The 22657-nt window shown below is 49.8% G+C and carries 26 protein-coding genes; 17 read left to right on the plus strand and 9 right to left on the minus strand.

Features of this window, described 5'->3' with window-relative positions:
- Positions 1 to 15: 15 nt before the first annotated feature.
- Complete coding sequence (locus V5J77_RS11335) at positions 16 to 582, minus strand: nitroreductase (RefSeq protein WP_338555867.1); 567 nt, start codon at positions 580 to 582, stop codon at positions 16 to 18.
- A gap of 206 nt (positions 583 to 788) precedes the next feature.
- On the opposite strand from V5J77_RS11335, the gene V5J77_RS11340 reads away from it, so the two are divergent.
- Positions 789 to 1358: a pyridoxamine 5'-phosphate oxidase family protein gene (locus V5J77_RS11340; protein WP_338555868.1), complete on the plus strand. Its 570-nt coding sequence runs from the start codon at positions 789 to 791 to the stop codon at positions 1356 to 1358.
- A gap of 39 nt (positions 1359 to 1397) precedes the next feature.
- Here the strand turns inward: V5J77_RS11340 and V5J77_RS11345 are convergent, their stop codons facing one another.
- On the minus strand, positions 1398 to 2483 hold the full coding sequence (locus V5J77_RS11345) for a helix-turn-helix transcriptional regulator (protein ID WP_338555869.1): 1086 nt from the start codon (positions 2481 to 2483) through the stop codon (positions 1398 to 1400).
- A gap of 147 nt (positions 2484 to 2630) precedes the next feature.
- Here V5J77_RS11345 and V5J77_RS11350 point away from each other — a divergent pair, with 147 nt between their 5' ends.
- Both V5J77_RS11350 and V5J77_RS11355 read left to right on the plus strand, forming a co-directional pair.
- Complete coding sequence (locus tag V5J77_RS11350; protein ID WP_338555870.1) at positions 2631 to 3386, plus strand: class I SAM-dependent methyltransferase; 756 nt, start codon at positions 2631 to 2633, stop codon at positions 3384 to 3386.
- Positions 3383 to 4498 (plus strand): saccharopine dehydrogenase NADP-binding domain-containing protein, encoded by a 1116-nt coding sequence (locus tag V5J77_RS11355; protein ID WP_338555871.1) that lies wholly within the window; start codon positions 3383 to 3385, stop codon positions 4496 to 4498. Before V5J77_RS11350 ends, V5J77_RS11355 begins: the two co-directional genes overlap by 4 nt.
- A 19-nt stretch (positions 4499 to 4517) precedes the next feature.
- Here V5J77_RS11355 and V5J77_RS11360 read toward each other — a convergent pair whose 3' ends face one another.
- The 4 genes from V5J77_RS11360 to V5J77_RS11375 all read right to left on the minus strand — a co-directional run bounded on the left by V5J77_RS11360 (position 4518) and on the right by V5J77_RS11375 (position 6841).
- Positions 4518 to 5192 (minus strand): 3'-5' exonuclease, encoded by a 675-nt coding sequence (locus V5J77_RS11360; protein ID WP_338555872.1) that lies wholly within the window; start codon positions 5190 to 5192, stop codon positions 4518 to 4520.
- A 263-nt stretch (positions 5193 to 5455) separates the two neighbouring features.
- Complete coding sequence (locus V5J77_RS11365; protein ID WP_338555873.1) at positions 5456 to 6121, minus strand: hypothetical protein; 666 nt, start codon at positions 6119 to 6121, stop codon at positions 5456 to 5458.
- 37 nt (positions 6122 to 6158) lie between these two features.
- Positions 6159 to 6323, minus strand: coding sequence for a hypothetical protein (locus V5J77_RS11370; protein ID WP_338555874.1), 165 nt, complete (start codon positions 6321 to 6323; stop codon positions 6159 to 6161).
- A 44-nt stretch (positions 6324 to 6367) separates the two neighbouring features.
- Positions 6368 to 6841, minus strand: a complete 474-nt coding sequence (locus tag V5J77_RS11375) for a hypothetical protein (protein ID WP_338555875.1) — start codon at positions 6839 to 6841, stop codon at positions 6368 to 6370.
- Between the two features lie 278 nt (positions 6842 to 7119).
- Here V5J77_RS11375 and V5J77_RS11380 point away from each other — a divergent pair, with 278 nt between their 5' ends.
- The 3 genes from V5J77_RS11380 to coaD all read left to right on the plus strand — a co-directional run bounded on the left by V5J77_RS11380 (position 7120) and on the right by coaD (position 9364).
- Positions 7120 to 8139 (plus strand): hypothetical protein, encoded by a 1020-nt coding sequence (locus tag V5J77_RS11380; RefSeq protein ID WP_338555876.1) that lies wholly within the window; start codon positions 7120 to 7122, stop codon positions 8137 to 8139.
- A gap of 135 nt (positions 8140 to 8274) precedes the next feature.
- Positions 8275 to 8868, plus strand: coding sequence for a 16S rRNA (guanine(966)-N(2))-methyltransferase RsmD (gene rsmD, locus V5J77_RS11385; protein ID WP_338555877.1), 594 nt, complete (start codon positions 8275 to 8277; stop codon positions 8866 to 8868).
- A complete protein-coding gene (coaD, locus tag V5J77_RS11390) occupies positions 8855 to 9364 on the plus strand; it encodes a pantetheine-phosphate adenylyltransferase (protein ID WP_338555878.1) in 510 nt (169 codons plus the stop codon). The genes rsmD and coaD overlap by 14 nt, the downstream gene beginning before the upstream one ends.
- A gap of 39 nt (positions 9365 to 9403) precedes the next feature.
- On the opposite strand, the gene V5J77_RS11395 is transcribed toward coaD, so the two are convergent.
- Positions 9404 to 10636, minus strand: a complete 1233-nt coding sequence (locus V5J77_RS11395; protein ID WP_338555879.1) for a nucleoside recognition domain-containing protein — start codon at positions 10634 to 10636, stop codon at positions 9404 to 9406.
- Between the two features lie 292 nt (positions 10637 to 10928).
- Between V5J77_RS11395 and V5J77_RS11400 the strand changes: the two genes are divergently transcribed.
- On the plus strand, positions 10929 to 12014 hold the full coding sequence (locus tag V5J77_RS11400) for a S16 family serine protease (protein ID WP_338555880.1): 1086 nt from the start codon (positions 10929 to 10931) through the stop codon (positions 12012 to 12014).
- A 10-nt stretch (positions 12015 to 12024) separates the two neighbouring features.
- Here the strand turns inward: V5J77_RS11400 and V5J77_RS11405 are convergent, their stop codons facing one another.
- Positions 12025 to 13269, minus strand: a complete 1245-nt coding sequence (locus V5J77_RS11405) for a nucleotidyltransferase (RefSeq protein WP_338555881.1) — start codon at positions 13267 to 13269, stop codon at positions 12025 to 12027.
- Positions 13270 to 13549: 280 nt separating this feature from the next.
- Here V5J77_RS11405 and V5J77_RS11410 point away from each other — a divergent pair, with 280 nt between their 5' ends.
- The 10 genes from V5J77_RS11410 (at position 13550) to rnc (ending at position 21292) form a co-directional block, all read left to right on the plus strand.
- A complete protein-coding gene (locus tag V5J77_RS11410; RefSeq protein WP_338555882.1) occupies positions 13550 to 14080 on the plus strand; it encodes a DUF177 domain-containing protein in 531 nt (176 codons plus the stop codon).
- A gap of 38 nt (positions 14081 to 14118) precedes the next feature.
- Positions 14119 to 14292 carry a 50S ribosomal protein L32 gene (gene rpmF / locus V5J77_RS11415; RefSeq protein ID WP_042160385.1) on the plus strand — a complete coding sequence of 58 codons (174 nt, stop codon included), beginning with the start codon at positions 14119 to 14121 and terminating at the stop codon, positions 14290 to 14292.
- A gap of 306 nt (positions 14293 to 14598) precedes the next feature.
- Positions 14599 to 15195 carry a transcription factor FapR gene (gene fapR, locus V5J77_RS11420; protein WP_338556715.1) on the plus strand — a complete coding sequence of 199 codons (597 nt, stop codon included), beginning with the start codon at positions 14599 to 14601 and terminating at the stop codon, positions 15193 to 15195.
- Complete coding sequence (gene plsX, locus V5J77_RS11425; RefSeq protein WP_338555883.1) at positions 15179 to 16168, plus strand: phosphate acyltransferase PlsX; 990 nt, start codon at positions 15179 to 15181, stop codon at positions 16166 to 16168. Before fapR ends, plsX begins: the two co-directional genes overlap by 17 nt.
- A gap of 10 nt (positions 16169 to 16178) precedes the next feature.
- Complete coding sequence (locus V5J77_RS11430; protein WP_338556717.1) at positions 16179 to 17165, plus strand: beta-ketoacyl-ACP synthase III; 987 nt, start codon at positions 16179 to 16181, stop codon at positions 17163 to 17165.
- Between the two features lie 15 nt (positions 17166 to 17180).
- The gene (fabD, locus tag V5J77_RS11435) at positions 17181 to 18113 is read left to right on the plus strand and encodes an ACP S-malonyltransferase (RefSeq protein WP_338555884.1); all 933 of its coding nucleotides are present in this window, start codon (positions 17181 to 17183) and stop codon (positions 18111 to 18113) included.
- 14 nt (positions 18114 to 18127) lie between these two features.
- Positions 18128 to 18877 (plus strand): 3-oxoacyl-[acyl-carrier-protein] reductase, encoded by a 750-nt coding sequence (gene fabG, locus V5J77_RS11440; protein ID WP_338555885.1) that lies wholly within the window; start codon positions 18128 to 18130, stop codon positions 18875 to 18877.
- A gap of 95 nt (positions 18878 to 18972) precedes the next feature.
- Complete coding sequence (gene acpP / locus V5J77_RS11445) at positions 18973 to 19206, plus strand: acyl carrier protein (protein ID WP_046230681.1); 234 nt, start codon at positions 18973 to 18975, stop codon at positions 19204 to 19206.
- 153 nt (positions 19207 to 19359) lie between these two features.
- A complete protein-coding gene (gene fabF, locus V5J77_RS11450; protein ID WP_338555886.1) occupies positions 19360 to 20601 on the plus strand; it encodes a beta-ketoacyl-ACP synthase II in 1242 nt (413 codons plus the stop codon).
- The gene (gene rnc, locus V5J77_RS11455) at positions 20591 to 21292 is read left to right on the plus strand and encodes a ribonuclease III (RefSeq protein ID WP_338555887.1); all 702 of its coding nucleotides are present in this window, start codon (positions 20591 to 20593) and stop codon (positions 21290 to 21292) included. The genes fabF and rnc overlap by 11 nt, the downstream gene beginning before the upstream one ends.
- Positions 21293 to 21359: 67 nt before the next feature.
- On the opposite strand, the gene V5J77_RS11460 is transcribed toward rnc, so the two are convergent.
- Positions 21360 to 22358: a phosphotransferase gene (locus V5J77_RS11460; protein WP_338555888.1), complete on the minus strand. Its 999-nt coding sequence runs from the start codon at positions 22356 to 22358 to the stop codon at positions 21360 to 21362.
- Positions 22359 to 22657 lie beyond the last annotated feature (299 nt).

Here is a 22657-nt window from a genome sequence, read left to right on the forward strand (position 1 = left end):
GCGCGAATTTAAGTGTTACAGCCAGGTTGTTTTCTCCGTATAAGGCTTGCGAGCAGTAGCAGGCACCTCGCCTTGCGGATAGCCGATAAAGAGGGTGCCAATTATTTTTTTGCCCTCTGGGGCTCCAATAAACGCAAACATCCGCTCGTCATGAACGAGGCCGATGCCGCGGGTCCGCCATACAAGCCCAAGCCCCAGCGTTTCGGCGGTCAGCCACATCGAGTGAATGGCGCAGGCTGCGGCATATTCATTGTCTTTGGAGGAGGCTTCGTCTCCTTCAACGATATCGGCCGTTACGACGATGGCAAGCGGCGTCGTTTCCAGCACTTTAAGGGATTCTTTTACTAAATGCGGCTTGGTAGGGAAGCGCTCCTCCAGATAGGTGCGCGCCAATTGCTCATAACGCTGCTTCGCTTCACCGCGAACGACATAAAAATGCCAAGGCTCCCGCAGGCGGTCGTTAGGAGCGAGCGTTGCAGCTTCCAGCAAAGCGGCAATTTTCTCCTCCTCTACCTCCTGCGGCAAATAATTGCGCACTGCGCGTCTCTGTTTCAAAGCATCAAGCAAGGTTAGGGTAGTCATTAGTATCTCTCTCCTTCTATATGGTGCTACAGCATCTTCTTCGTATAGCAGGCTGATCCGTTCTCTATAACTATACAGCGGAACAAGCGATGTGGAAAGGCTGAAGCGGCTCTCGCTGCAAGATCAGCCCTGCATATCATTCATTTTTCCATCTGCTAAGTTAGGATATAATAAGGATAGAGTTACATAAGAAGGGGCTGAGCATAATGGGAAAAGCATTTGAAAAATTATTACCGGAGCATGAGGCGTTTATCGGGCGGCAGCATATGTTTTTTGTAGGATCGGCTCCGCTGACGGCGGAGGGCCATGTAAATATATCTCCGAAAGGCTACGATACTTTTCGCATATTGTCGAGCCAGGAGGTCGCTTATCTTGATTTGACGGGGAGCGGCAATGAAACGAGTGCGCATGTGCTGGAAAATGGAAGGCTGACGATTATGTTTGTAGCGATGGAGGGAAAGCCCGTTATTATGCGGCTATTCGGCACAGGAAACGTTGTACTGCCAGGAACCGAGCGCTGGAATGAGCTGATTGGAAGGTTCGAGCTGCTGCCAGGGGCTAGGCAAATAATTGTGCTAAATATTCATAAGGTGACGACAGCGTGCGGCTTCAGCATCCCGTTTTTTGACTATCAGGGCGAGCGGGAACAGCTGAAGGATTGGGCGGAGCATATAGGGGATCAGAAGCTTGTAGCCTATCAAAATGAGAAAAACAGCTACAGCCTCGATCGGCTGCCTACCCCGCTTGGCATTCAGAGGCAGACAGCCGAATCGTAAGCGGCAAGCTGCCTGCTTTTTCATTCCATTATTGATGACTTATTCATTCATATAAAGATTGTAACGGGAAAAAAGCTTCCAAATCAGCTCTCTGCGGCTGGATACTTCTGTTTTGGCAAAAATAGCTTTGAGATGGTCCTGCACCGTATACGAGGAAATATGCAGAGAGCTGGCCAGCTCCTTCGTGGAAAGGCCGCGCCATAACCGTTCAACCAGCTGCTTCTCGCGCGAGGTCAGCCCATAAGCTTCAGCAATGATTGGCAAAATATCGCCGGGCTTCGCAAGCTCGAACCAAACTGCAAGCTGAACCGAGTGATCAGCAGCATGAAGCTTGCTTGCCCGCAGCGATAAGTAGGGGCCATCAGGAATGCGTATACATACTTTTGCCGCGTTCTGCAGCTCCTTGTCCGCGGCACTTGCGGCCAACGCACGCGAGCATACAGCGCGGACCGGTCTAGGCAGAGTTTGAGCATCTATGTACTCCCACTCGCGGAGCTCAGACAGCCAGCTGTTTGCAGCGTCATTGCTTGCTAGTGGCAGCAGTTGCTCGGACAAAATCAGAATGCCGGGGTCGTCTTGAAAGGCGGTGTCGGCACTGTCTGGGATTAGCAGACTGGCCTTCTTCAAGGTGCGGGCCATGCTTGGCACTAGGGAGGCTATATACAAACGCTCCTCCTCTTGAAAAAACGGCTCATCCTTCATCCGAAATAAGGTTAAATACCCCCAGCAAGCCCCATCCACCGTTAGTGCTGCGCGCAGCTCATCTCCAAATCCGGCAGGCTGCAATACATTCATATATTTGAAGCTTCTGCTTAAATCGCCCTCGGTTGCACCGCTTAGTGTGGCAACAGGAACCGCAAGCTTGGCAAGCTCCTCATACGAGTTAAAATCTTCCCTTAAATATTCATATTCAAACAATAGATGATGAATGGCCTCTACGCCTTCCTCTGTAACTGCGCCAGTAGACAGCATCGTTTGCGGATCAACGAGTGTACAGCATGCGCCTGTAAAAGGCAGCGTCCGTCGCAGCTCTGCAAGCAGCCTTTCTCTGTATTCACTGGAGCGGAGGTTAGCTCCTTCTAATTTGGCGAGCTGCTTCCGTACAATTTCTCTTTGCTTGTTCATTCCAGCTCTCCTGATTACCCACATTTATGGGATAGTGATTTAATGGCGACCCGATATAATTGAGAATAATTACTGATTACAGTTTACAAAATACCCGCTGAAATGAAAAGAGCGGGCCATATGCAGGGTGAAGGGAGAGCTGTAAAGATGAATGAGAAGCAGCCGCAACAGAAGGCGATGAGCTGGAATGATCCCCAAGTAGAGGGATATGGACGAACGATAGCTTTGAAAATACCAGGCTATTTCATGCTGTATGATATGACGGAGCGCTTAATGAACGCAATGCTTGGCCCTGAAAGGGAAAAGGACATATTAGTCGTTGGCGCAGGCGGCGGGCAGGAGCTTGTGACGCTCGGCGGTGCGCATCCAGCGTGGCGCTTTACCGGGGTTGACCCGTCTGTACGTATGCTGGCGATAGCAGAGCAGCGCATTCGGTTGGAGCGCTTGGAGGCGGGAGTAACGCTGCATGAGGGAACGGCAGATGAGCTGCCGAAGGACAAGCTGTACGATGCAGCGACCTCCCTGCTGGTATTGCATTTTATAAAGGGGCTGGATCAGAAAAGGGAGCTGCTGCGCAGTATAGCTGAGCGTTTGAAGCCGGGCGCACCATTGTTTATTGCTGCAATAAGCTGTGATCGCGAGGAAGAAGCCTTTGCCGTTCAAATGAACGCATGGCAAAGTCATATGCTGGATAATGGCATTCCGCTAGAGGATTGGGAGCGGTTTGCCGCTTCCCTTGGCGCCGAATCAGACCCTGCGCCGCCAGAGCAGGTGGAAGAGCTGCTTCGAGAGGCGGGATTTAGCCATATATCGAAATTTTTTGGCTCCTACCTTATAACAGGATGGTTTGCGGTTAAAGCGAGCGAGGAGCACAACCTAGAAGAAAAGAGGCCGGACAAATGAAACAAGACATCGTTGTTATAGGCGGCTACGGCCATGTGGGCGGAGATATAAGCAAGCAGCTTGGAGCCAAGTTTCCAGGTAAGGTGTATGCGGCGGGTAGAAGTCTGGAGCGGGCGAAGCAATTCGCTATGCAGACGGGTGGCCAGGTGAAGCCAATGGCCTTTGATTTAAACAACTGGAAGCAGGATATCGCATTTGAACGAGTGAAGCTCGTTGTCATGTGTATGGATCAGACGGACGATGCCTTTGTACAGGCTTGTCTGAGGAGTGGCACGCATTATGTGGATATTTCGGCGTATGGCCCGTTCCTGACTAGTGTGGAGCGGCATGGCGAGGCAGCGGCACAAGCAAAGGCGACAGCGGTGCTGAGCGTCGGACTGGCGCCAGGTGTAACGAATTTACTTGCTCGCAAGGCACAGCAGGAGCTCGATCAGTTGGACAGCGTAGATATTGCAATTATGCTTGGGCTCGGTGATCAGCATGGCAAGGCGGCAATAGAGTGGACGGTAGACAGCATTGGCAGTGCTTTTTCGATTGTTGAAAATGGCGGTGTCGCGCAGACGGTCAGCTTTAGCGGCGGCAAACGCACCGATTTTGGCAAGGAGCTGGGCAGTCGCATGGCTTACCGATTCCCGTTCTCTGATCAGCAATCGCTGCCAAGAACGTTGAACGTGCCGACTGTATCGACAAGGCTTTGTTTCGATTCAGGTGCGGTGACCCGCTTGGTCGCATGGATACGCGCAACAGGGCTATTTCGACTGCTGCGGATCAAATGGATTCGCTCTGCTGCGGTAAGCAGCTTTGGGATGATGCGATTTGGCTCAGACGGCTATGCGGTTAAAGTAGATGGCTGGGGGATGAAGCATGGCGCGAAGAAGCATGTTCAATATTTGGTGGACGGTTCCCATGAGGCGGCGGCGACCGCTAAAGTGGCGACCGCAGTTGCCGCCGCTGTGTATGAAGGTGGTCTGCCAGGCGGCGTATTCCATACGGAGCAGCTATTTGAACTGGTGAAGAGCGGCAAAGAAGGAAGCATTGCCCTGCAAGCCGCTGCGGGCATTATGAAACGACCGCAGGTCATTGAAGGCTTGAGATATGACAGCTGGGAGTAAGGGTTGGTCGTTATCACGGTCATGAAAATGAGTTCAAGCCCAAACGGCGGGTCATATCGGCTTGTTGACCGCTGGCAGAGGCGGCTGGCTTTGCTTGCTTCTTGCTTTTAGCAGCCGTTGTCGAGAAGGGCGTGTAACCGCAAGCATGCATTTTGCCGATTTTATAGCCTTTGGCGAGCGCAAGCTCGGTAGGACTTAGCTGCTGCTCCTGCTCAAGCAATCTTGCTAAAATTAATGCTGCCGCTCTTGCATCGTCAAGCGCATCATGGTGATTTAACGGAATTTGATAATGGCTGGCTAACACGTTCAAACGATAGGAAAGCATGTCCGGCAGCAATTTTTTGCTAAGCTGATAGGTGCAATAATAATGGAAGGCCGGATAAGGCAGGGCCGCATCATCTAAGCAATAACGCAGGACGCTCATATCGAAGGAAGCATTATGGGCGACTACCTGCTTATTTTTTAATAATGGCTCTACCGTGGGCCATAGCTCGGAAAAAGTAGGGCTGCCTTCCACCATAGCCGGCGTGATGCCGTGAATTTCGATGTTCATCCGGTCAAAATGCTGCTGCGGATTAATGAGCCAAACCTGCTCAAAAGCGATTTTGCCGCCCTGCACCTCGACGATGCCGACCGCGCAGGCGCTGGAGCGATTGGAGTTGGCGGTTTCAAAGTCAATCGCCACAAAGTCCATGGTGCATCCCCTTTAAATTGATGTAAGTTTTTTGATTCTTACTATGAATTATACAGGATGTCCGCAGCCTTTTGTCCGTCTTGCTACCTTTTTCTTGTCGTGAAGGTATAAACATCCGCAAAACGGACAAAATAAAATTATCGGCGTCGCAAGATGTCGTAGACAACCGCGGAGAAGACTTACGTTCCCCATAAGCTCTTCGTCCGGTTTCTCCTCTCCCATGAATCGAGCGTCCCGAAAGGGGCGCTCGATTTTTTTGTGTTTTATTTTACAGAAGCATCCTGCGCAATAAACCATACACCTGTTTCCTGTGAGGATTTAACGGTATATAAAATGCCATTGCGCTCGGCAGACTTATTTAAGTTATACAAATCAACATTGCTGTCCATCATACCTAGCTCCTCGAAAATATCTCCGCTCTCATTGGTTTCCAAATCAGGATTAGTTGCTCCAATTAAAGCTCCGAATGACAAAATCAAATTAGCTCCCGATTGAGCAGTTCCATCACCAGAACCCATAATAAGAAGCTCCTTAATAGCTCCTGTTTCTTTATTTACAAACCCATTGAGGTAGATGGAGTCAGTAAGCTGATGCTGAAAGCCGGAACCTTCTATTTTCAAAGACTTAACGGTAAACTTTGCGCCTAGTGTCTCGGATGCTTTATTGAAGGCTTTACGGAAGCTCTCTACATCTTGAGCCACGACACCCTCAGCCTTTGCCTTATCGGTCTTAGAGGTTTCTTCCTTCTTAGAGTCGGTTGCATTGCTCGCTGTTTCAGATGCGGCTTTGGTTTCATTTTTGAAACTTTCTGTGTTTGTAGCAGCTGGAGTAGTGCTTCTATCTTTATTCAAATTACTTACACTTCCTACGATTAGAACGATAATTAACCAGAACCACCATTTTGTATAAAGCGGTTTTCTTTGCTGCATTTTAATTGCCCCCTAAGATATATTTATACTTTTACAGCTATTCCGACTTGGACGATGCCTTTTCTAGTTGACTTTCATTGCTTTTTACCGAGGCGCTGCCTGCGGCAGCCTCATCGCGCAGCTGACCATTTACAAGCCCGGCAAGCAGGATGATGGTGATTACCCAAAACAACCATTTTTTATAAAACGGCTGACACTTCATTGTTCATGCTCCTATCGTTTATTCATGTGTGAAATGATACAAATTTAACTATTTAACTGGAAGGCGACTTCCAGCTTTTTCGATCCGGTGTGGGCTTCACCTGTACTCGTTAATGCCATTTTACCGGTAGCGAGCGTAGCGTGCGAATTATCGTTCTGGACAACCTCTACAAACACCGAATTGACGATCTGCGATTTAGTAAGTGCGATTGAGCAGGCATGCTGCACAAGCTTTTTAAGCTCTTGTTGATTGGCAGTCAGCGTACTGAGCGTAACATGCCAAATGCCAGAGTCATCCATATGCTCATCCGTTATTTCGTAAACAGGCAGCTGCCCTTCTAGTGAAGGAGAAAAAGATGTCAGTTGCTCCGCGCTCGTTGTTATTGAAGGGGGAGATGGCACCTCATCCGCTATTTGCAGATCTTTATTCCCTGTATAAATGATTCCAACCAAACTGCCTGCCAAGGCTACGACTATGATAAACCGGGTCTGATTGAATAACAGCTTTCTTCGTTTCAATTGTAACGACTCCCATACTAAATATTTTTACTTGCAATTGCGCGCAAACACCTTCAAAAGCGGCTATCATCGCTAGCTGCGGTTGATAGGAATCGTTGTTTCGAAATCAATATACTACAAAAGTGAGATTTTGGCGATATGTGGAAGGGCGAATAGATAGACTAGCCGAAAATGCCATATAACCCCTTAGTATAATGTGAATATTTTTATTTAAACAGTCTGTTTTTTTATGGAATTAAGCAATAAAATGAGCTTATAAAACAGCGGGAGATGGTCACGTGAAGGGTTTATTCATTAATTTTACAAAAAGTTTGCTAGTATTAAGCTTTCTGGTATCGTTTTTTGTTTTCGAAAAGAGTGCGTTTGCGGCGGTTCCAACGGATAATGGCTTGCTAAACTGCGTAATTTTAAGCAGAGGTGCCAATAATACTGACAATAGCGTACCTATTAGCAAACTGGATATGAATGATAATGTCGAAACAGGCACCTCGTATAATGAAATTGGTCATGATGATAAAAATAGAGACTTCGATACGGTATGGTATCAATTTACAGAGCCGAAGCAAATTGATTCCTACTATTTGAAAACTCAAAATAACCTTGGTACTTTGATTATGAAGTTGACGGATGTTAATAATGTTGTGTACGAAATTAATAGTTTGAACCGAAACGGCGTGCTTACTACCTTTTCAACTCCTTATCTAAATATCAAAAAAGTAGAACTTATCAACACTAACGTTTCAACGTCAAGTGTAGCTCATGTTTATGAATGGGATCTATTCGGATCACCTGTAGCCAGCCAAAGCATCCAAGCCGTTGCGGGTACAGATGGCATTCAGCTAACTTGGGAGAATGTGACGAACGGAGTTACTTACAAGGTAAACAGAGCAACTACTAGTGGTGGAGCCTATACAACGATTGCATCGGGTATTTCGGGTACTTCCTATTTTGATGCGAGCGTTGTGAAAAATACGACTTATTACTATCAAATTGTAGCGGTAAGAAATAATGTGGATTGCTCCTGCTCCTTTGAGGCTTCCGCACAAAAGCTGCAAAACAACCGTGCTATTCTTGTGATTACGATGACTAATGGCCTTGAGAAAGAATATGATCTGACCATGGCAGAAGTAAATGCCTTCATTGATTGGTATGATGCGAAGGATGCTGGAGTAGGCAAAGAAAAATACTCCTTCAATAAAACATGGAATAAAGGACCGTTCCTTAGCCGGACAGATTACGTTATTTTTGATAAAATCTTATTTTTCGATGTAAGTGAATATGAGGATACGACCGTTTAAGAGGGGGCAACCCCTCTTTTTTTAATTTACGGGCGATCATCTAGAACGTTTTGCTGTGACTGTAACTCCTCTTTAATATCTCATGGCAATTATGGTACGATAGGCGAGGATAGCGAATAAAGGGGGCATTTGGCAGTGAGAGTCATTGCGGGCGCAGCCAAGGGACGACCGCTGAAGGCGGTGCCTGGCAACAATACAAGACCGACGACCGATAAGGTGAAGGAAGCGATTTTCAGCATGATTGGGCCTTTTTTTGACGGGGGCGTTGCGCTGGATTTGTTTGCTGGAACTGGAGGGCTTGGCATAGAGGCTTGGAGCAGAGGGGCCGAGCGGACGATTTTTATCGATCAGGAGAAAAATAGCATCGACATCATCCGCCACAATACGCAGGCGGCCGGCATGGGGCAGGAAGCGGAAATTTACCGCAACGATGCGGAGCGGGCACTGAAATTGCTGGAAAAGCGCGGAATCGCGTTCTCGCTTGTGTTTCTGGACCCGCCATACCGAATGATAACGGCGGACAAGCTTATGAATTACATGGCTGACCACAGCATGCTTGAGGATGGGGCAACGATTGTCGTTGAGCATGATGCAGCCCATAGCTATGAGGAGCAGTGGAACGGCTTTTTTCAACTGAAAAAAAATAAATACGGCGACACGGCGGTAACCATTTATCGCTACGAGCCAAATGTTGCCCACAATGGAGGACTTAACGATGCAGACGAATGACCAGATTCGCGTAGCCGTATACCCTGGAAGCTTTGACCCTGTTACCTTCGGGCATTTGGATATTATCCGTCGTTCGGCGAAGCAGTTCGATCATTTAATAGTAGCGGTATTGAATAATACGAGCAAAAATCCGCTTTTCAGCCTGGAGGAGCGCAAGGAAATGGTTGCCGAGCTGACAGCGGACCTGACGAATGTATCGGTTGAAAGCTTCCGTGATTTGCTCGTTCGTTTCATGAAGACCCGCAACGCCAACGTGATTGTACGGGGTATTCGCTCCGTAACAGACTTTGAGTATGAGCTGACATTAGCATCGACGAACCGGCTGCTTGACGAGGAAATTGATACGATTTTTATGATGACCGACCCGAAGTACTCTTATCTCAGCTCCAGTATTGTGAAAGAGATCGCGCAGTTTCAAGGTGCGGTGTCTGAGCTCGTTCCGCCCGCGGTGGAGAAGCGCCTGACTGAGAAGTACAAGTCGAAGCAGCAGATGTAATTCGCACAGCAAAGCTATTTCTGTAGCTGAAACTGAGCATTATTTGGGTATGTCAGCCTTTCTTCTTGCCAGCATATACAGCGCTGCGAGCAGAAACAGGAGCAGGAGCAGCGCTGATGAAGCCAATGTGTAGGGCCACAGATTAGGGAAATGCTGCGTTTGAAAATAGCCCGAAACCGGCCTATTCATCCACGCCCCGTTTGATGAAAACACTGGCAGTACACTAGCGGCTTGCCGCAAAAAGTCAAAAGGGGCGCTGGCAAGCAGCAGTTGCCCCGGCTTCCACAATAACACCACGAACCAAGCGGCGTGAGCAGCATGAAGCAGCTTGGCGCCAGCGAGCGGAAGCAGCTTAAGCTCCGTCCCGCTTGTAGAATAGCCGGCTTGCAGCAGGCCGCTGATGCCGCTCCAGGCGAGTATCGCGGCGGTGATAGCGGCGCTCAGCACAGGGGTAAGGCTAGGGGCTTCCAGCACGGCAGCTGTGTAGGTGCCGATATGGCTTTCGAGCAGAGCGGGCAGGAAGAGTGCTTCCCACCAGCTTCCTGAGCTGATAGAAAGCCAAAGCGGCAGCATAAGCCGGGCGATGACAGCGGTGAAAATAATCAGGCCGCCAATCAGCATCAGCTTCTGCACGCCGCCGGATACGGCTTCGCCGAGCGCCCGCCCGAAGCTGCGGCCGTCGCTTTCCCGCGCGGCGGTGATCGCCTTGGCCGCCCGCTCAATTAAGCGGCCTTCCTGCACCTGGGCGGCGCGGGACGGCAAAGCCTCGGATCTGCTGGTGAGCAGCAGCAGCCAGGCTGTCCAAAGTGCAGCCAGCCAGACGGCTGCTGCGATCAACAGCCCCAGCTCCGGCCGATGCATAAAGCCTGCGCCGAGAACGACTAGCATGAAGATGGGATTCGGCATATGTGAAAAGGCGAGCAGCCGCTGGCCCTCTTGGAGCGTAACCTGCCCATGCCTGCGAAGCATGGCTGTCGTTTCGGCACCGGCGGGGAAGCCGGATAGCCAGCCGAATAGCAGGGGAAGCGCTGCCTCTCCGGGAAGCCGGAATAAACGGCGCATGAGCGGCTGGAGCAGCACGCCGATTCCATGTACGAGACCAAAGGCGGTAATTAGCTCGAACAGGACAAGAAAAGGCAGCAGTCCGGGAAAAACAATATTCCACCATAGGGTCAATGCTTGAAGGGAAGCTTGAAAGGCTGCTTCTGACTGGTAAATAACAGCTCCGACCAGCAGAATGGACGCTAGCGCTGCGAGCAAGGTTTTAGCCACTGGACGATCAACTCCATTTCAGGTCATCGTAGGAAATCGCATCATTTTGATAAGTGCACATAAACACAAATTTTCAGCTGCGCGTATGAAAGTACGGGCTATTTGCAGTGCCTGCACGCCCAAGTGCTTTGCAATTTGAACGCTGCATGAGCGCGCCGAGAAAATGGCAAATGGCAGCTAGTATAGCGGCTTGTACGATATGTATGCAGCCCCTATGCCTGTTAGAACAGGAGATAAAGAAGATGGATGAGGAATGAAGATGGATGGGGAATGAAAGGGGCGCGATTTGTCCTTGAAATCGTCAGGGGTAAGGCAGTTAGGCTTTATTATGATAGCGACCGCTTTATTCATGTATATGCTGTTGTACGCACCAACACCCTATGTCGTGTACGAGCCTGGGCTTGCTGCTCCTACGAAGCCGATGGTTCGTATGGGTGAGGGAGCGGATGAGGTAAGGGTGAAGCCTTCAGCAAGCCCAGCGCCCGCTTCGAAGCCGGAAGAAGGTGCTTTTCTAATGACAGCTGTCAGGCTATCGGATGCGAATTGGTGGGAAACCTTGTCTTCCGCATGGGATAACGATATAGCGACTTACAGCCGTTCTTCGATTTTACGCGGCTACACGGAGCAGGAATATGCGGAGCGAATGACCGTCGTCATGCAAGGGTCGCAAAATCAAGCGATTGAAGCTGCGTATCGCTTCGCTCATCTGCCCTATCAATCGGTAGTTGACAGCATTGCGGTGTCGGATGTGTTGCAGGGCAGTGATGACAGCGGTTGGCAGCCTGGAGATGCTCTCGTCTCGTTAAAAGGCGGCAAGCCATTCGCGGATGCCGAGCAAATCGTCAGCGAGCTTAGTGCCCATAAGCCAGGCGATAAGGTAGTATTTACGGTAAAGCGGGCAGGAGCAGAGCAAGACATTGCAATTACAATGGGTGCCTATGAGGCCCCTCTAACCTTAAATACGCTCCCTGCCGCGCTTGGCGGTGTTAAGCTTGCTGAGCTTCGCAGCCTGCAGCCGGACGATGCCCGCTTTAAGCTGCGAATTGATGCAGGAGCCATTGGCGGCCCGTCGGCCGGGCTGATGTTTGCGCTGCAATCGCTTGATTTGCTGCTCGGCGAGCAGGACTTGACAGGTGGAGCAATTATTGCTGGAACAGGTACAATCGCAGCCGATGGGACGGTTGGGGAAATTGGGGGCATTGCATTCAAGGTCATTGCGGCAAGCCGCGAGGGGGCAGAGCTGTTTCTCGCCCCGTCCGCCAATTACAAAGAGGCTGCGGACAAGGCGAAGGATATCGGCACGAGCATGAAGATCGTCAGCGTAAATAGTCTTAGCGAGGCTAAGCAGGTAATCGAGCAGCATGTCAGTGGAAATTAAACCGTTTGAATTAGAGCATGATCGGTTTGGCATAATAGTCGCGAAATAAGGCGCCCTGCTGCTGTCCTCCAGCATGAGCGAGCATATAGGCAGCAGTAGCTTGCGTATCAAGCTCTAAATAACGGTAGGGCTGATCAGCGGCCGATGCGCTTAACAGGACAGGCAGCGTCGCGGCTGTGCGCATTTTTCGCAGCAGTCCTTTGCCTTTCTCGCTAAAGCCAAGCACGCGAATATATTGCAAGCCGCTGCGAAGCTTGTCTGGTGTGAAATCCGACTTGGCATGTCCAAGTAAAATAGAGAGCAGAGACCGTTGAAGCTTCGTTCGGGTATAGCGTTTCGTTTTGAGCTCTGCAAGCAGGTGCTCCACCTGAAGCTGCTTCAGCCTTGGCAGCGTTTTGCGAATACGATGCTCTAGCCCCTCGGTTATTTCATGCAGCTCGGCCAGCTGCTGCGCTGAACGGGTGACGATGCCGTGCAGAAGAGGAGAAGCGAAGCTGTCCCAGCTTACGGGGCTTCGCCCTGCATCCCATTCGCGCGCCAATACGTCATAGGTTGTGTCCGGCACGAACGGCTTAATGCCTGCAAGCTGCTTCTCCAGCAAAAGCTGTTTGCGAATGGCGGTAGCACTTGCAATGGCACTGTCTGTTACGTCCTCCTGGTTGTATGCCGCTTTCTCGCGGCGAATGGTGAAAGGCTCCATGCGCCCGCCGAGACGCGCAAGGGCAATCAAATAATGCAGCCCCAGCGTATGATTGGGCATGGCAAAAGGAAACGCGGCAGCCTCTGGCTTTCCTATGCTACCCAAATAAGCGGCTACCGCGCTGCTGTAGGCGCTTGGGTAGCTTACCCCCGTAGCGAGCAACTCTTTCAGCTGCGAGGCGAAAGCGGGCGGCTCCTGCGCGATGACGGAGGCGGCTTCCATAAGCGGAGCCAAATCGCCGCTTTCCGTGCCGAAGCAGAAGCTATCGACGACGCCCGTTGCCTCCAGCAGCGCAACGGCGCCGTAGGAGAACCATTCCGCTGCCTGTGTTGCGTAGGCTACTGGCAGTTCAATGACGAGATCGCAGCCCCCGCGCAGCGCAGCTTCCGTACGGCTCCATTTGTCCATTACGGCCGGCTCGCCGCGCTGGAGGAAATGCCCGCTCATTACAGCGACAACGGCATCAGACCCGCTTGCCAGCAGCGATTGCTCCAGATGATAGCGATGACCATTGTGAAATGGATTATATTCAACGATTAATCCTACCGTGCGCATATAACCGTGCTCCTCAATTGTAAAATGGTTGCATTACAAGCGTAAACGGCTTAAGCTATCCTTGGCGGCAAAGCTGACGTTACGCTGGTGGAATATAAGCCTGCTATAAGTGTAAAACTTATCATTGCTTATATTTCAAGAATAACATAGCTATGATTAAGATAAAATCGGCGCAAGCATTTTCAATCGTTGAAGCCAAAAAAAGCTAATCCTCTGTGAAAATGTTGACAAAACCCTTATAAAATAGCTATAATAAATTTTGTTTGTTTGAGGTGATAATATGCAGTTTCATGTAGAAGAAACGATGTCCAAGAGGTTAAAGCATACAATCAATGAAGCTATTGATGTTGCCCCTCTATTTGAAGGACGGGCTGATGTGATCAACACAGGTCCGCTCCATGTCGCGCTTGAGGTAGAAGGAAACGCAGGATCCATTTTGGTTGATGGTCAAATGACGATCGATTGGGAGCTTGCTTGCTCCAGATGCCTAGAAGCCGTTAAGGAGCATACAGTCATTCCTTTCTCCGAGCAGTTCGAGCCTGCGCCGAAACGTGGCAAAGACGAGGTTGAGCAGGAAGAGGAAGACGACGACAACGACTTCATTGCGGTATCCGGTGAAAGATTGAATTTGCAGCCTTATGTGGAAGAGGCGCTTCAACTGTTTATGCCGTTTGCCCCGCTTTGCAAGAGCGATTGTAAAGGACTTTGTCACACATGCGGACAAAACTTAAATGAACAGACATGCGGTTGCAACAATGAGAAGCTTGACTATCGTTTTGCAGCGCTACAGGATTTGTTCAAGGATCAATAGTGTTTCGCTTCGCGAATATTGTGAAGGAGGTGTTAAACATGGCAGTACCTCAAAGAAGAACGTCCAAAACTCGCCGCGACAAACGTCGCACTCACTTTAAGTTGGCTGTACCAGGTATGGTAAAATGCGAGCAATGCGGAGAGCTGAAATTGGCTCACCACGTATGCAAAGTGTGCGGATACTACAAAACGAAAGAAATTATTGCTCAATAATTTCCGGGATCTCACAATGGCACTTCATCGCTTGGTGAGGTGCTGTTTTTTTGCACACGTTTAGCTCCTTGTAGCAGCGTTTTCGGTTTACTTCGCGGGACGAAGCCTCCTATCATTAGGCGGAAGTAACCGTGTAGGCATGATTCGCTGCTTACAGAGGCTTTTTTTATAGAGAAGTTTAGTACCAGGTGATAATAGCAGACGTTGGCCGATTGGACCGACGTTTTTATAAAATATATGATTGGTCAAAAAGCATTTTTGCGCCTGCTTACACGCCAGTCCAAGGTGGTGCCGACGATCGAACGAATGCCAAAACGGCAGCGGCATCAGCTGCTTGCCAAACTTATGGAGGAAAATCCGTTCATGACAGACCGGGAGCTTACACGGCATTTGAAGGTAAGCATTCAAACGATCCGCCTGGATCGGATGGAACTTGGTATTCCCGAACTGCGCGAGCGGCTGAAGCTGATGGCGGAGCGTTCGTACGATACGGTACGGTCATTGCCGCTTCATGAAGTTATAGGTGATATTGTTGATCTTCAGTTGAATAAAAGCGGAATATCCATCTTTGAAATACGTGAGGAGCACGTTTTCTCACGAACCGGCATTGCCCGGGGCCATCATGTTTTTGCCCAAGCCAATTCGCTGGCTGTTGCCATTATCGACAATCCCATCGCTTTAACGGTAACGGCGGACATTCGATTTATTCGCCCGGTAAAATTAGATGAAAAATGCATAGCGAAAGCCTATGTGAGGTCGATTTCCGGCGAACGCTCCAAAGCGAAGGTTGAAATTTTTACGTATGTTGGCGAGGAAATGGTTTTTCAAGGGAATTTTGTGATTTTCCGATCCGCAGGGGAGGCGGAGAATGAAGGAGGGGACGAACATGCGGATAGCCATTGATGCTATGGGCGGAGATAATGCGCCTGGCCTCATTGTGAAGGGCGTACTTGAAGCCGCGCATGAGTGGCCGGATACGGAGCTCGTACTGGTAGGCGATACGGCCATCATCGAGCAACTGATGGGCGGCAATAAGCCAGCCAACATCAGTCTGTGTCATGCCGATGAGGTCATCGGTCCAGATGATGAGCCGGTAAAGGCTGTTAGACGTAAAAAAGGAGCCTCCATGGTCGTTGCGGGCCAACTGGTCCGTGAAAAACGTGCAGACGCCATGCTGTCTGCTGGGAATACGGGAGCATTGATGACGACAGGGCTGCTCGTTGTCGGCCGTCTGGATGGCATTGAGCGCCCGGCGCTCGCGCCCATGCTCCCGACGATGGACGATGTCGGCATGCTGGCGCTTGATTTGGGTGCCAATATGGATGCGAAGCCGGAGCATTTATTGCAATACGCTATTATGGGGAGCATTTATCGCTCCAAAGTACATGGAATGGAAAAGCCGCGTATCGGGCTGCTCAATGTTGGGACGGAAGCTCGCAAAGGCAATGAGCTGACTAAGGCGGCGTACGATTTGCTTGAGCATTCTCCGATTCATTTTATCGGGAATGTTGAAGCGAGAGATGTGCTGAGCCGCAGCTGTGATGTTCTTATTTGCGACGGCTTTGCCGGTAATATTATGCTGAAAGCGATGGAGGGCACGGCAGGCTCCCTGTTTGGCTTCATCAAAAGCGCATTTGGCGAAACGCTGCTTACCAAGCTGGCCGGAGCGATTATGCTGCCGAAGCTGCGCAAGCTCAAAAACAAAATGGACTATAAAGAACATGGTAGCGCACCGCTGCTCGGTTTGAACGGACTCGTCATGAAATGCCATGGCTCTTCCGACGAGGTAGCTGTCAAAAGCGCGATTCGCCAGGCGCGAATTGCCATTCAAGGCAAGCTGACCGAATCGATTGCAGCGGAAATAAGCGGGAAGTGAGTGTGTTGTGGTGAATTTGCATCCTGTAGGCATTATTGGTACAGGCAAGTATGTGCCTGAACGTATTATAACGAATCAACAGCTGGAACAAATGGTAGAAACGAACGATGAGTGGATTGTTACCCGCACCGGAATTAGCGAGCGCCGGATGGCTGCTCCTGAGGAAGCAACATCAGACCTCGCTTATGAAGCTTCCAAGGCTGCCATTGCAGCTGCAGGACTTACGGTAGAGGATATTGATCTCATTATCGTGGCGACAATAACGCCAGACATGGCATTTCCATCGACCTCCTGTCTGCTTCAAGAGAAGCTGGGAGCCAAGCAGGCGGCAGCATTCGATCTTTCCGCGGCTTGCTCAGGCTTTATTTATGGCCTTGCAACAGCGACGAGCATGATTTCTTCCGGCTTGTATAAGCATGTGCTTGTTGTTGGCGCGGAGACGCTTTCGCGTATTACGGACTACACAGACCGCAATACATGCATTTTGTTTGGTGACGGTGCCGGAGCGGTTGTGCTTGGCGAGGTAGCGGAAGGCAGAGGCTTTAAGTCTTTTCAGCTAGGAGCAGATGGCGGCGGCGGCGAGCTGCTGAAAGTAAGCGGCGGCGGCTCCCGCATGCCAGCTACGGAGGAAAGTGTCGCATCGCGGCAGCATTTTATCCATATGGCTGGAAATGATGTGTTCAAGTTTGCAGTGCGCATTATGGGCAGTGCAGCAGAGGAAGCGCTTCGCAAAGCGGATATGTCGAAGGATCAAATTGATTTGCTTATCCCGCATCAAGCGAATATCCGAATCATTCAATCGGCGCTTAACCGTTTGAATTTGCCTGAAGAGAAATGCATGATTAACTTGAACAACTATGGCAATATGTCCGCAGCATCTATTCCGGTGGCGCTGGCAGAGGCGGTTGAACAAAACCGGGTAAAAGAAGGAGACGCTCTCGTATTCGTCGGCTTTGGCGGCGGACTGACTTGGGGAGCCTCTGTATTGATTTGGTAACGGAGGGATTGCAGGATGGGTAAGACTGCTTTTGTTTTTCCAGGACAAGGTGCTCAGGCTGTAGGGATGGGTAAGGATGCTTATGAAGCATTTGCGGATTCGCGTCTGATTTTTGAACAGGCGGATGAAGCGCTTGGCTTTAAGCTGAGCGAAATTATTTTCGAAGGACCGGAGGTCGCGCTAAAGCAGACGGCGAATACGCAGCCTGCCCTGCTTACGGTTAGCGTAGCGCTGCTGCAAGCGTTAGAAGGCCGGGGCTTGAAGGCGGACTATGTAGCAGGCCACAGCCTTGGGGAATACAGCGCGCTAGTTGCCTCAGGCGTATTGTCCTTTGAGGATGCTGTTCGTACGGTACGTGCTCGCGGTCTTTTTATGGAGCAGGCGGTTCCGGGCGGACATGGGGCGATGGCGGCTGTGCTTGGCGCCGAGCGCGAGGCGCTTGCCGAGCTTTGCCGCACAGTTACGGAAGAAGGCCATATTGTGGAGCTTGCGAACGTGAACTGCCCAGGGCAGATCGTCGTTTCAGGTTCGGCGGCAGGCGTTGCGGCCATTGTTGAACGCGGCAAGGAAGCTGGCTTCAAGCGGGTTCTTCCGCTAGAGGTAAGCGGCCCCTTCCATTCCTCGCTTATGAAGCCTGCTGCTGAGCAGCTTGCTGGCGTACTCTCAGGCATAAGCATGAACGATGCAGCTGTGCCGGTTGTAGCTAACGTTACAGCTAGTGCAGTTACGGATGCGTCGGCGCTTCGCGCCTTGCTTGTCGAGCAAGTCTACTCGCCAGTATTGTGGGAAGACAGCGTTCGTTATTTAATCGCTGAAGGTGTAGATACATTCGTGGAAATCGGTTCAGGCACAGTGCTTGCTGGCTTGATCAAAAAAATCGATAAATCCGTCAAGGTGATTTCGCTTAACAGCATCGCAGCTATAGACGCTTTGCAAGCAGCCGAATAGGGGGAGGTTTTATCATGTTCGCGAATTTGGAAGGCAAGAAGGCGCTTGTAACGGGCGCTTCCCGTGGGATTGGCAGAGCGATTGCGATCGCGCTGGCAGAAGCAGGGGCAGATGTTGCTATTAACTATTCCGGCAGCGAGGCGGCAGCCGCTGAGACAGCTCAAGCTATAGAGGCGCTTGGACGCCGTGCTATTGTGCTGCAGGCTAATGTAGGCAAGGCAGCTGAATTCGATGCTATGGTCAAGGATGTGCTGGAGCAGTTCGGTGCTATTGATATTTTGGTGAATAATGCCGGAATTACAAGAGACAACCTCATAATGCGTATGAAGGAAGAGGAGTTTGACCAAGTTATTGAGACGAACTTAAAGGGCGTATTCAATGGCATCAAAGCAGTTACTCGTTCTATGATGAAGCAGCGTTCAGGCCGTATTATTAATATTTCTTCCGTCGTCGGGGTGCTTGGCAATGCTGGACAAGCTAACTATGTTGCTGCTAAGGCAGGCGTTATTGGCTTAACAAAGGCCAGCGCGAAGGAGCTCGCTTCGCGTGGCATTACGGTCAATTGCGTCGCGCCAGGCTTCATTCAGACTGAAATGACAGACAAGCTTCCGGAAGAAATGAAGGAATCGCTTGCTGGTCAAATTCCGCTTGCGCGCCTTGGCAGCTCAGAAGATATTGCAGCAGCTGTACGTTTTCTGGCGTCTGATGCAGCAGGCTATATGACGGGTCAAACCGTTCATGTAGATGGCGGCATGTACATGTAAATATGGGGCCGCAAGAGCTTTGCCGGGAATTAAAACGGTTACGTATGGCATTTTAGTTTTAATTCTCGTATAATACCAAGGAGGAGGTGAACCGGATGTCCGAAGTAATAGATCGCGTAAAACGTATCGTTGTAGACCGCCTAGGTGTAGACGAAGCGGAAGTAACGCTTGAAGCTTCATTTAAAGATGACCTCGGCGCTGACTCGCTCGATGTCGTGGAATTGGTCATGGAGCTTGAAGACGAGTTCGATATGGAGATCTCTGATGAAGATGCAGAGAAAATCACAACAGTAGGAGAAGTTGTTAAGTACATACAATCTCTTAACTAAGGAAGCCTGGGTCCCGTTGTCACAAACGGGACTTCTCTCCATCTAGGGCATGTGATTATTTTGAGAAGATGAATTGAGCGTAAGAGCTATTTATATATAAAAGACAGAGCAGCAGGGTGTTATCTATATTGCAGTTCATAGAGGTGAATCGAATTGAAGCAAAGAGTTGTCGTTACAGGTATGGGAGTTATGACTTCCCTCGGATATGAGCTGGAGGAGTTTTGGGGCAATTTGCTCGCAGGCAAGTCCGGTGTGTCCGTTGTGGAAGCGTTCGATTTTTCGGAATACCCAACGTATATTGCCGCAGAAATCAAAAACTTCAATCCAGAGGATTTCGGATTGGACAAGAAGGAAGCGCGCCGTATGGATCGCTTTGTGCAGTTCGCTGCTGTAGCCAGCCAATTGGCAGTTAAGGATGCGGATTTGAAAATCGGTGAAAATGCTGATGAGGAACGCGTTGGCGTTATGATTGGTTCCGGTATTGGCGGTCTTGGCACTTGGGAAGATCAGCATAATATTTTGCTGGAGAAGGGCCCGAAGCGCGTCAGCCCGTTTTTTATCCCGATGATGATCGCGAATATGGCATCTGGCCAAGTATCCATGCTTACAGGCGCGAAGGGCCCGAACAGCACAGCGGTTACCGCTTGTGCGACAGGTACGCATTCCATTGGCGATTCGTATAAAATGATTATGCGCGGCGACGCTGATGTCATGCTGTGCGGTGGTGCTGAGGCGACTATCCGTCCAACGGGTATGGCCGGCTTCTGCTCCATGCGTGCGATGTCCGTTCGCAATGATGAGCCGAGTAAGGCAAGCCGTCCTTTCGATACAGACCGAGATGGTTTCGTTATGGGTGAGGGCGCAGGCGTGCTCGTATTGGAATCTCTCGAGCATGCTCAAAAACGCGGAGCACGGATTTACGCTGAAATTATTGGTTATGGCATGAGCGGCGACGCGCATCATATGACAGAGCCAGATCCAGACGGCGCAGCGCGCTGTATGGTGAAAGCGCTCAAAGATGCTGGAATTGCGCCTGAAGAGGTTGATTACATTAATGCTCACGGCACTTCAACGCCGGTAGGCGACCGTTCAGAAACGAAAGCGATTAAGAAGGCATTTGGCGATCACGCTTATAAAGTGGCAGTTAGCTCAACGAAGTCGATGACGGGACATCTGCTTGGCGCAGCCGGCGGAGTGGAAGCGGTTATTTTAGGCTTGACGCTGCAAAACGGTATCATTGCACCAACGATTAACTTAGACAACCAAGATCCGGAATGCGATTTGGATTATGTGCCGAATGAGCCGCGCAAAGCGGATGTTCGTATCGCAATGTCCAACTCCTTCGGTTTTGGCGGTCATAATGCGACGATCGTGATGAAAGTTTATGAAGCATGATTCCTTAAGCGAGCTGCAGTCGCGTCTGGGGCTACGCTTCAAACAACATAGGCTGCTGAAGCAAGCTTTCACGCATACGTCGTATGTCAATGAGCATAAGCATGGCACGATCGAGCATAATGAGCGTTTGGAATTTTTGGGCGATGCGGTATTGCAGCTGCTCGTCTCGGAGTTTCTGTTTCGCTCCTATCCACGCCGGCCGGAGGGCGAGCTTACGCGTATGCGCGCCTCGGTCGTATGTGAACCGTCACTTGCCCTTTTTGCCGAGCGGCTTGCTCTTGGCGCCTACGTCCTGCTGGGACGGGGTGAGGAGCAGTTAGGGGGCAGACAAAGGCCGGCGCTGCTGGCGGATTTGTTTGAAGCGTTTGTCGGTGCGATTTTTCTCGATGCAGGTATGGACCGGGCCCGTGCATTTCTCGAAGAGCATGTGTTTCCACACATCGAATCGAACGATTATGGCCTGCTTGTGAAGGATTTCAAATCCAAGCTGCAAGAGCGCGCTCAGCATCATGGACTCGGTACAGTAGAATACCGAATTACTGAGGAGCGCGGACCGGCACATGATCGCGAGTTTGTCGTGGAAGTGATTTTGGGTGATGCCAGATGCGGCAGCGGCAGTGGTCGGACGAAGAAGGAAGCGGAGCAGCGCGCAGCGGAAGAAGCGTGGCACTCCCTTTCCGCTCAGCCGTAAATAGGAAGCTATAGGAAGAGGCTACTGGGATATTAATAAATCCCGGCGGCCTCTTTTTTAAATATGACTATGTGTACGTTGATATTAACCCTTTTAGATGGTCTTCGTTATGCTCCAACCAGTTATCCCGCTCCATTAGTTGATTCGCAATGTAGGAAAAGGCGTTAGAAATGTCCTTTCCTGCCCAGAATTGTCCAATATATATGTGTAGAACCGCAATATGGTACAAACGGGTTAACGTACGTAGTTGGCTCAATTCCTCAGATGACAAGGTTCGAAATGATACATACCCTTCAATAAACGCTGCCGCCATTTCAAGGGAGCCGCCAGACATTTGGAGCACATGGTTGAGGCTAATTACAAATTCCAAAAAGGAGATATCAAGCGAGAGGAAATCAAAGTCCAAGACTCCCGTAATGCAGCGGTCTACGGATAATAAATTGAATACTAATAAGTCGTGATGTACCATTTGCAAGGGTAAGGATAATAAAGCTTCACGATTTGATTCAACTGAAAGCAGTGCTTCGTTATAATAATGTTTTTGCTCGTTTGTAACGGGAAAAGGCGGTTGTTTCCAGAAAGCAGCTATCATTTCTGCCGTCGCAAGAGGATGCAGCTGATACAAGCTAGTAAACGGAGTTCCATTATATTTAAAATTCTTTGGTTGTTCATATGCTTTCAGCCTTGCACTAACTTCACCGACGACGCTGCCAACTAAGTAAGCATCATCAGGTATTTGAATCGGCGGAGCGGTTCCTTGAATAAAGGTTACGAGTGCGCCTAATGACCCGTCTGATAACGTCACAGACAAGTCTCCATTTCGCGTGGGCAGAAACGAAGGGATATTAAAGGGAAGAGCTGAGCGCAATAGAAATGCTGTCACTTCCATTTCTAAGTGCAAGCTTTCTGAGGTCTTCGTATACAGGTCATAATGACGTGCTACGTATTTTTGGTCGTTTACTATTACAAAACAGGTTGTATTAGTTAACCCAAAGGGCACGGGTTCAGTTTGTACAATATTTAGAGGGAAATAATGCTCGATAATTGATTGCAGCGCTGGTGTCATTAAAGCGACTCCTCCTCTTTGTTGGTTATGTTCTAATCGCTTGTCTAGGCTAACTATAAGTCATTTTTCTATGTGCTAGGTTCGTTTTCATGTCGGGAAAAATGTGAAGCTACCGATCAATTACTTTTATTCGACGTTGTATTTTCATATCCCTTGCTATCAAGGCAGCGAGCAAAGAATAAGGCAGGCAGAATGCTGATTCATTTAACCAGTTTTTTTGTACGGAGATGTCCATGCCCAAAAACGCCTGAAATAATAGCTTCAGAGAGCATAAAGTGAGATTATCCGGCGTCTGTATT

Source organism: Paenibacillus sp. KS-LC4 (assembly GCF_036894955.1).
Lineage (GTDB): Bacteria > Bacillota > Bacilli > Paenibacillales > Paenibacillaceae > Pristimantibacillus.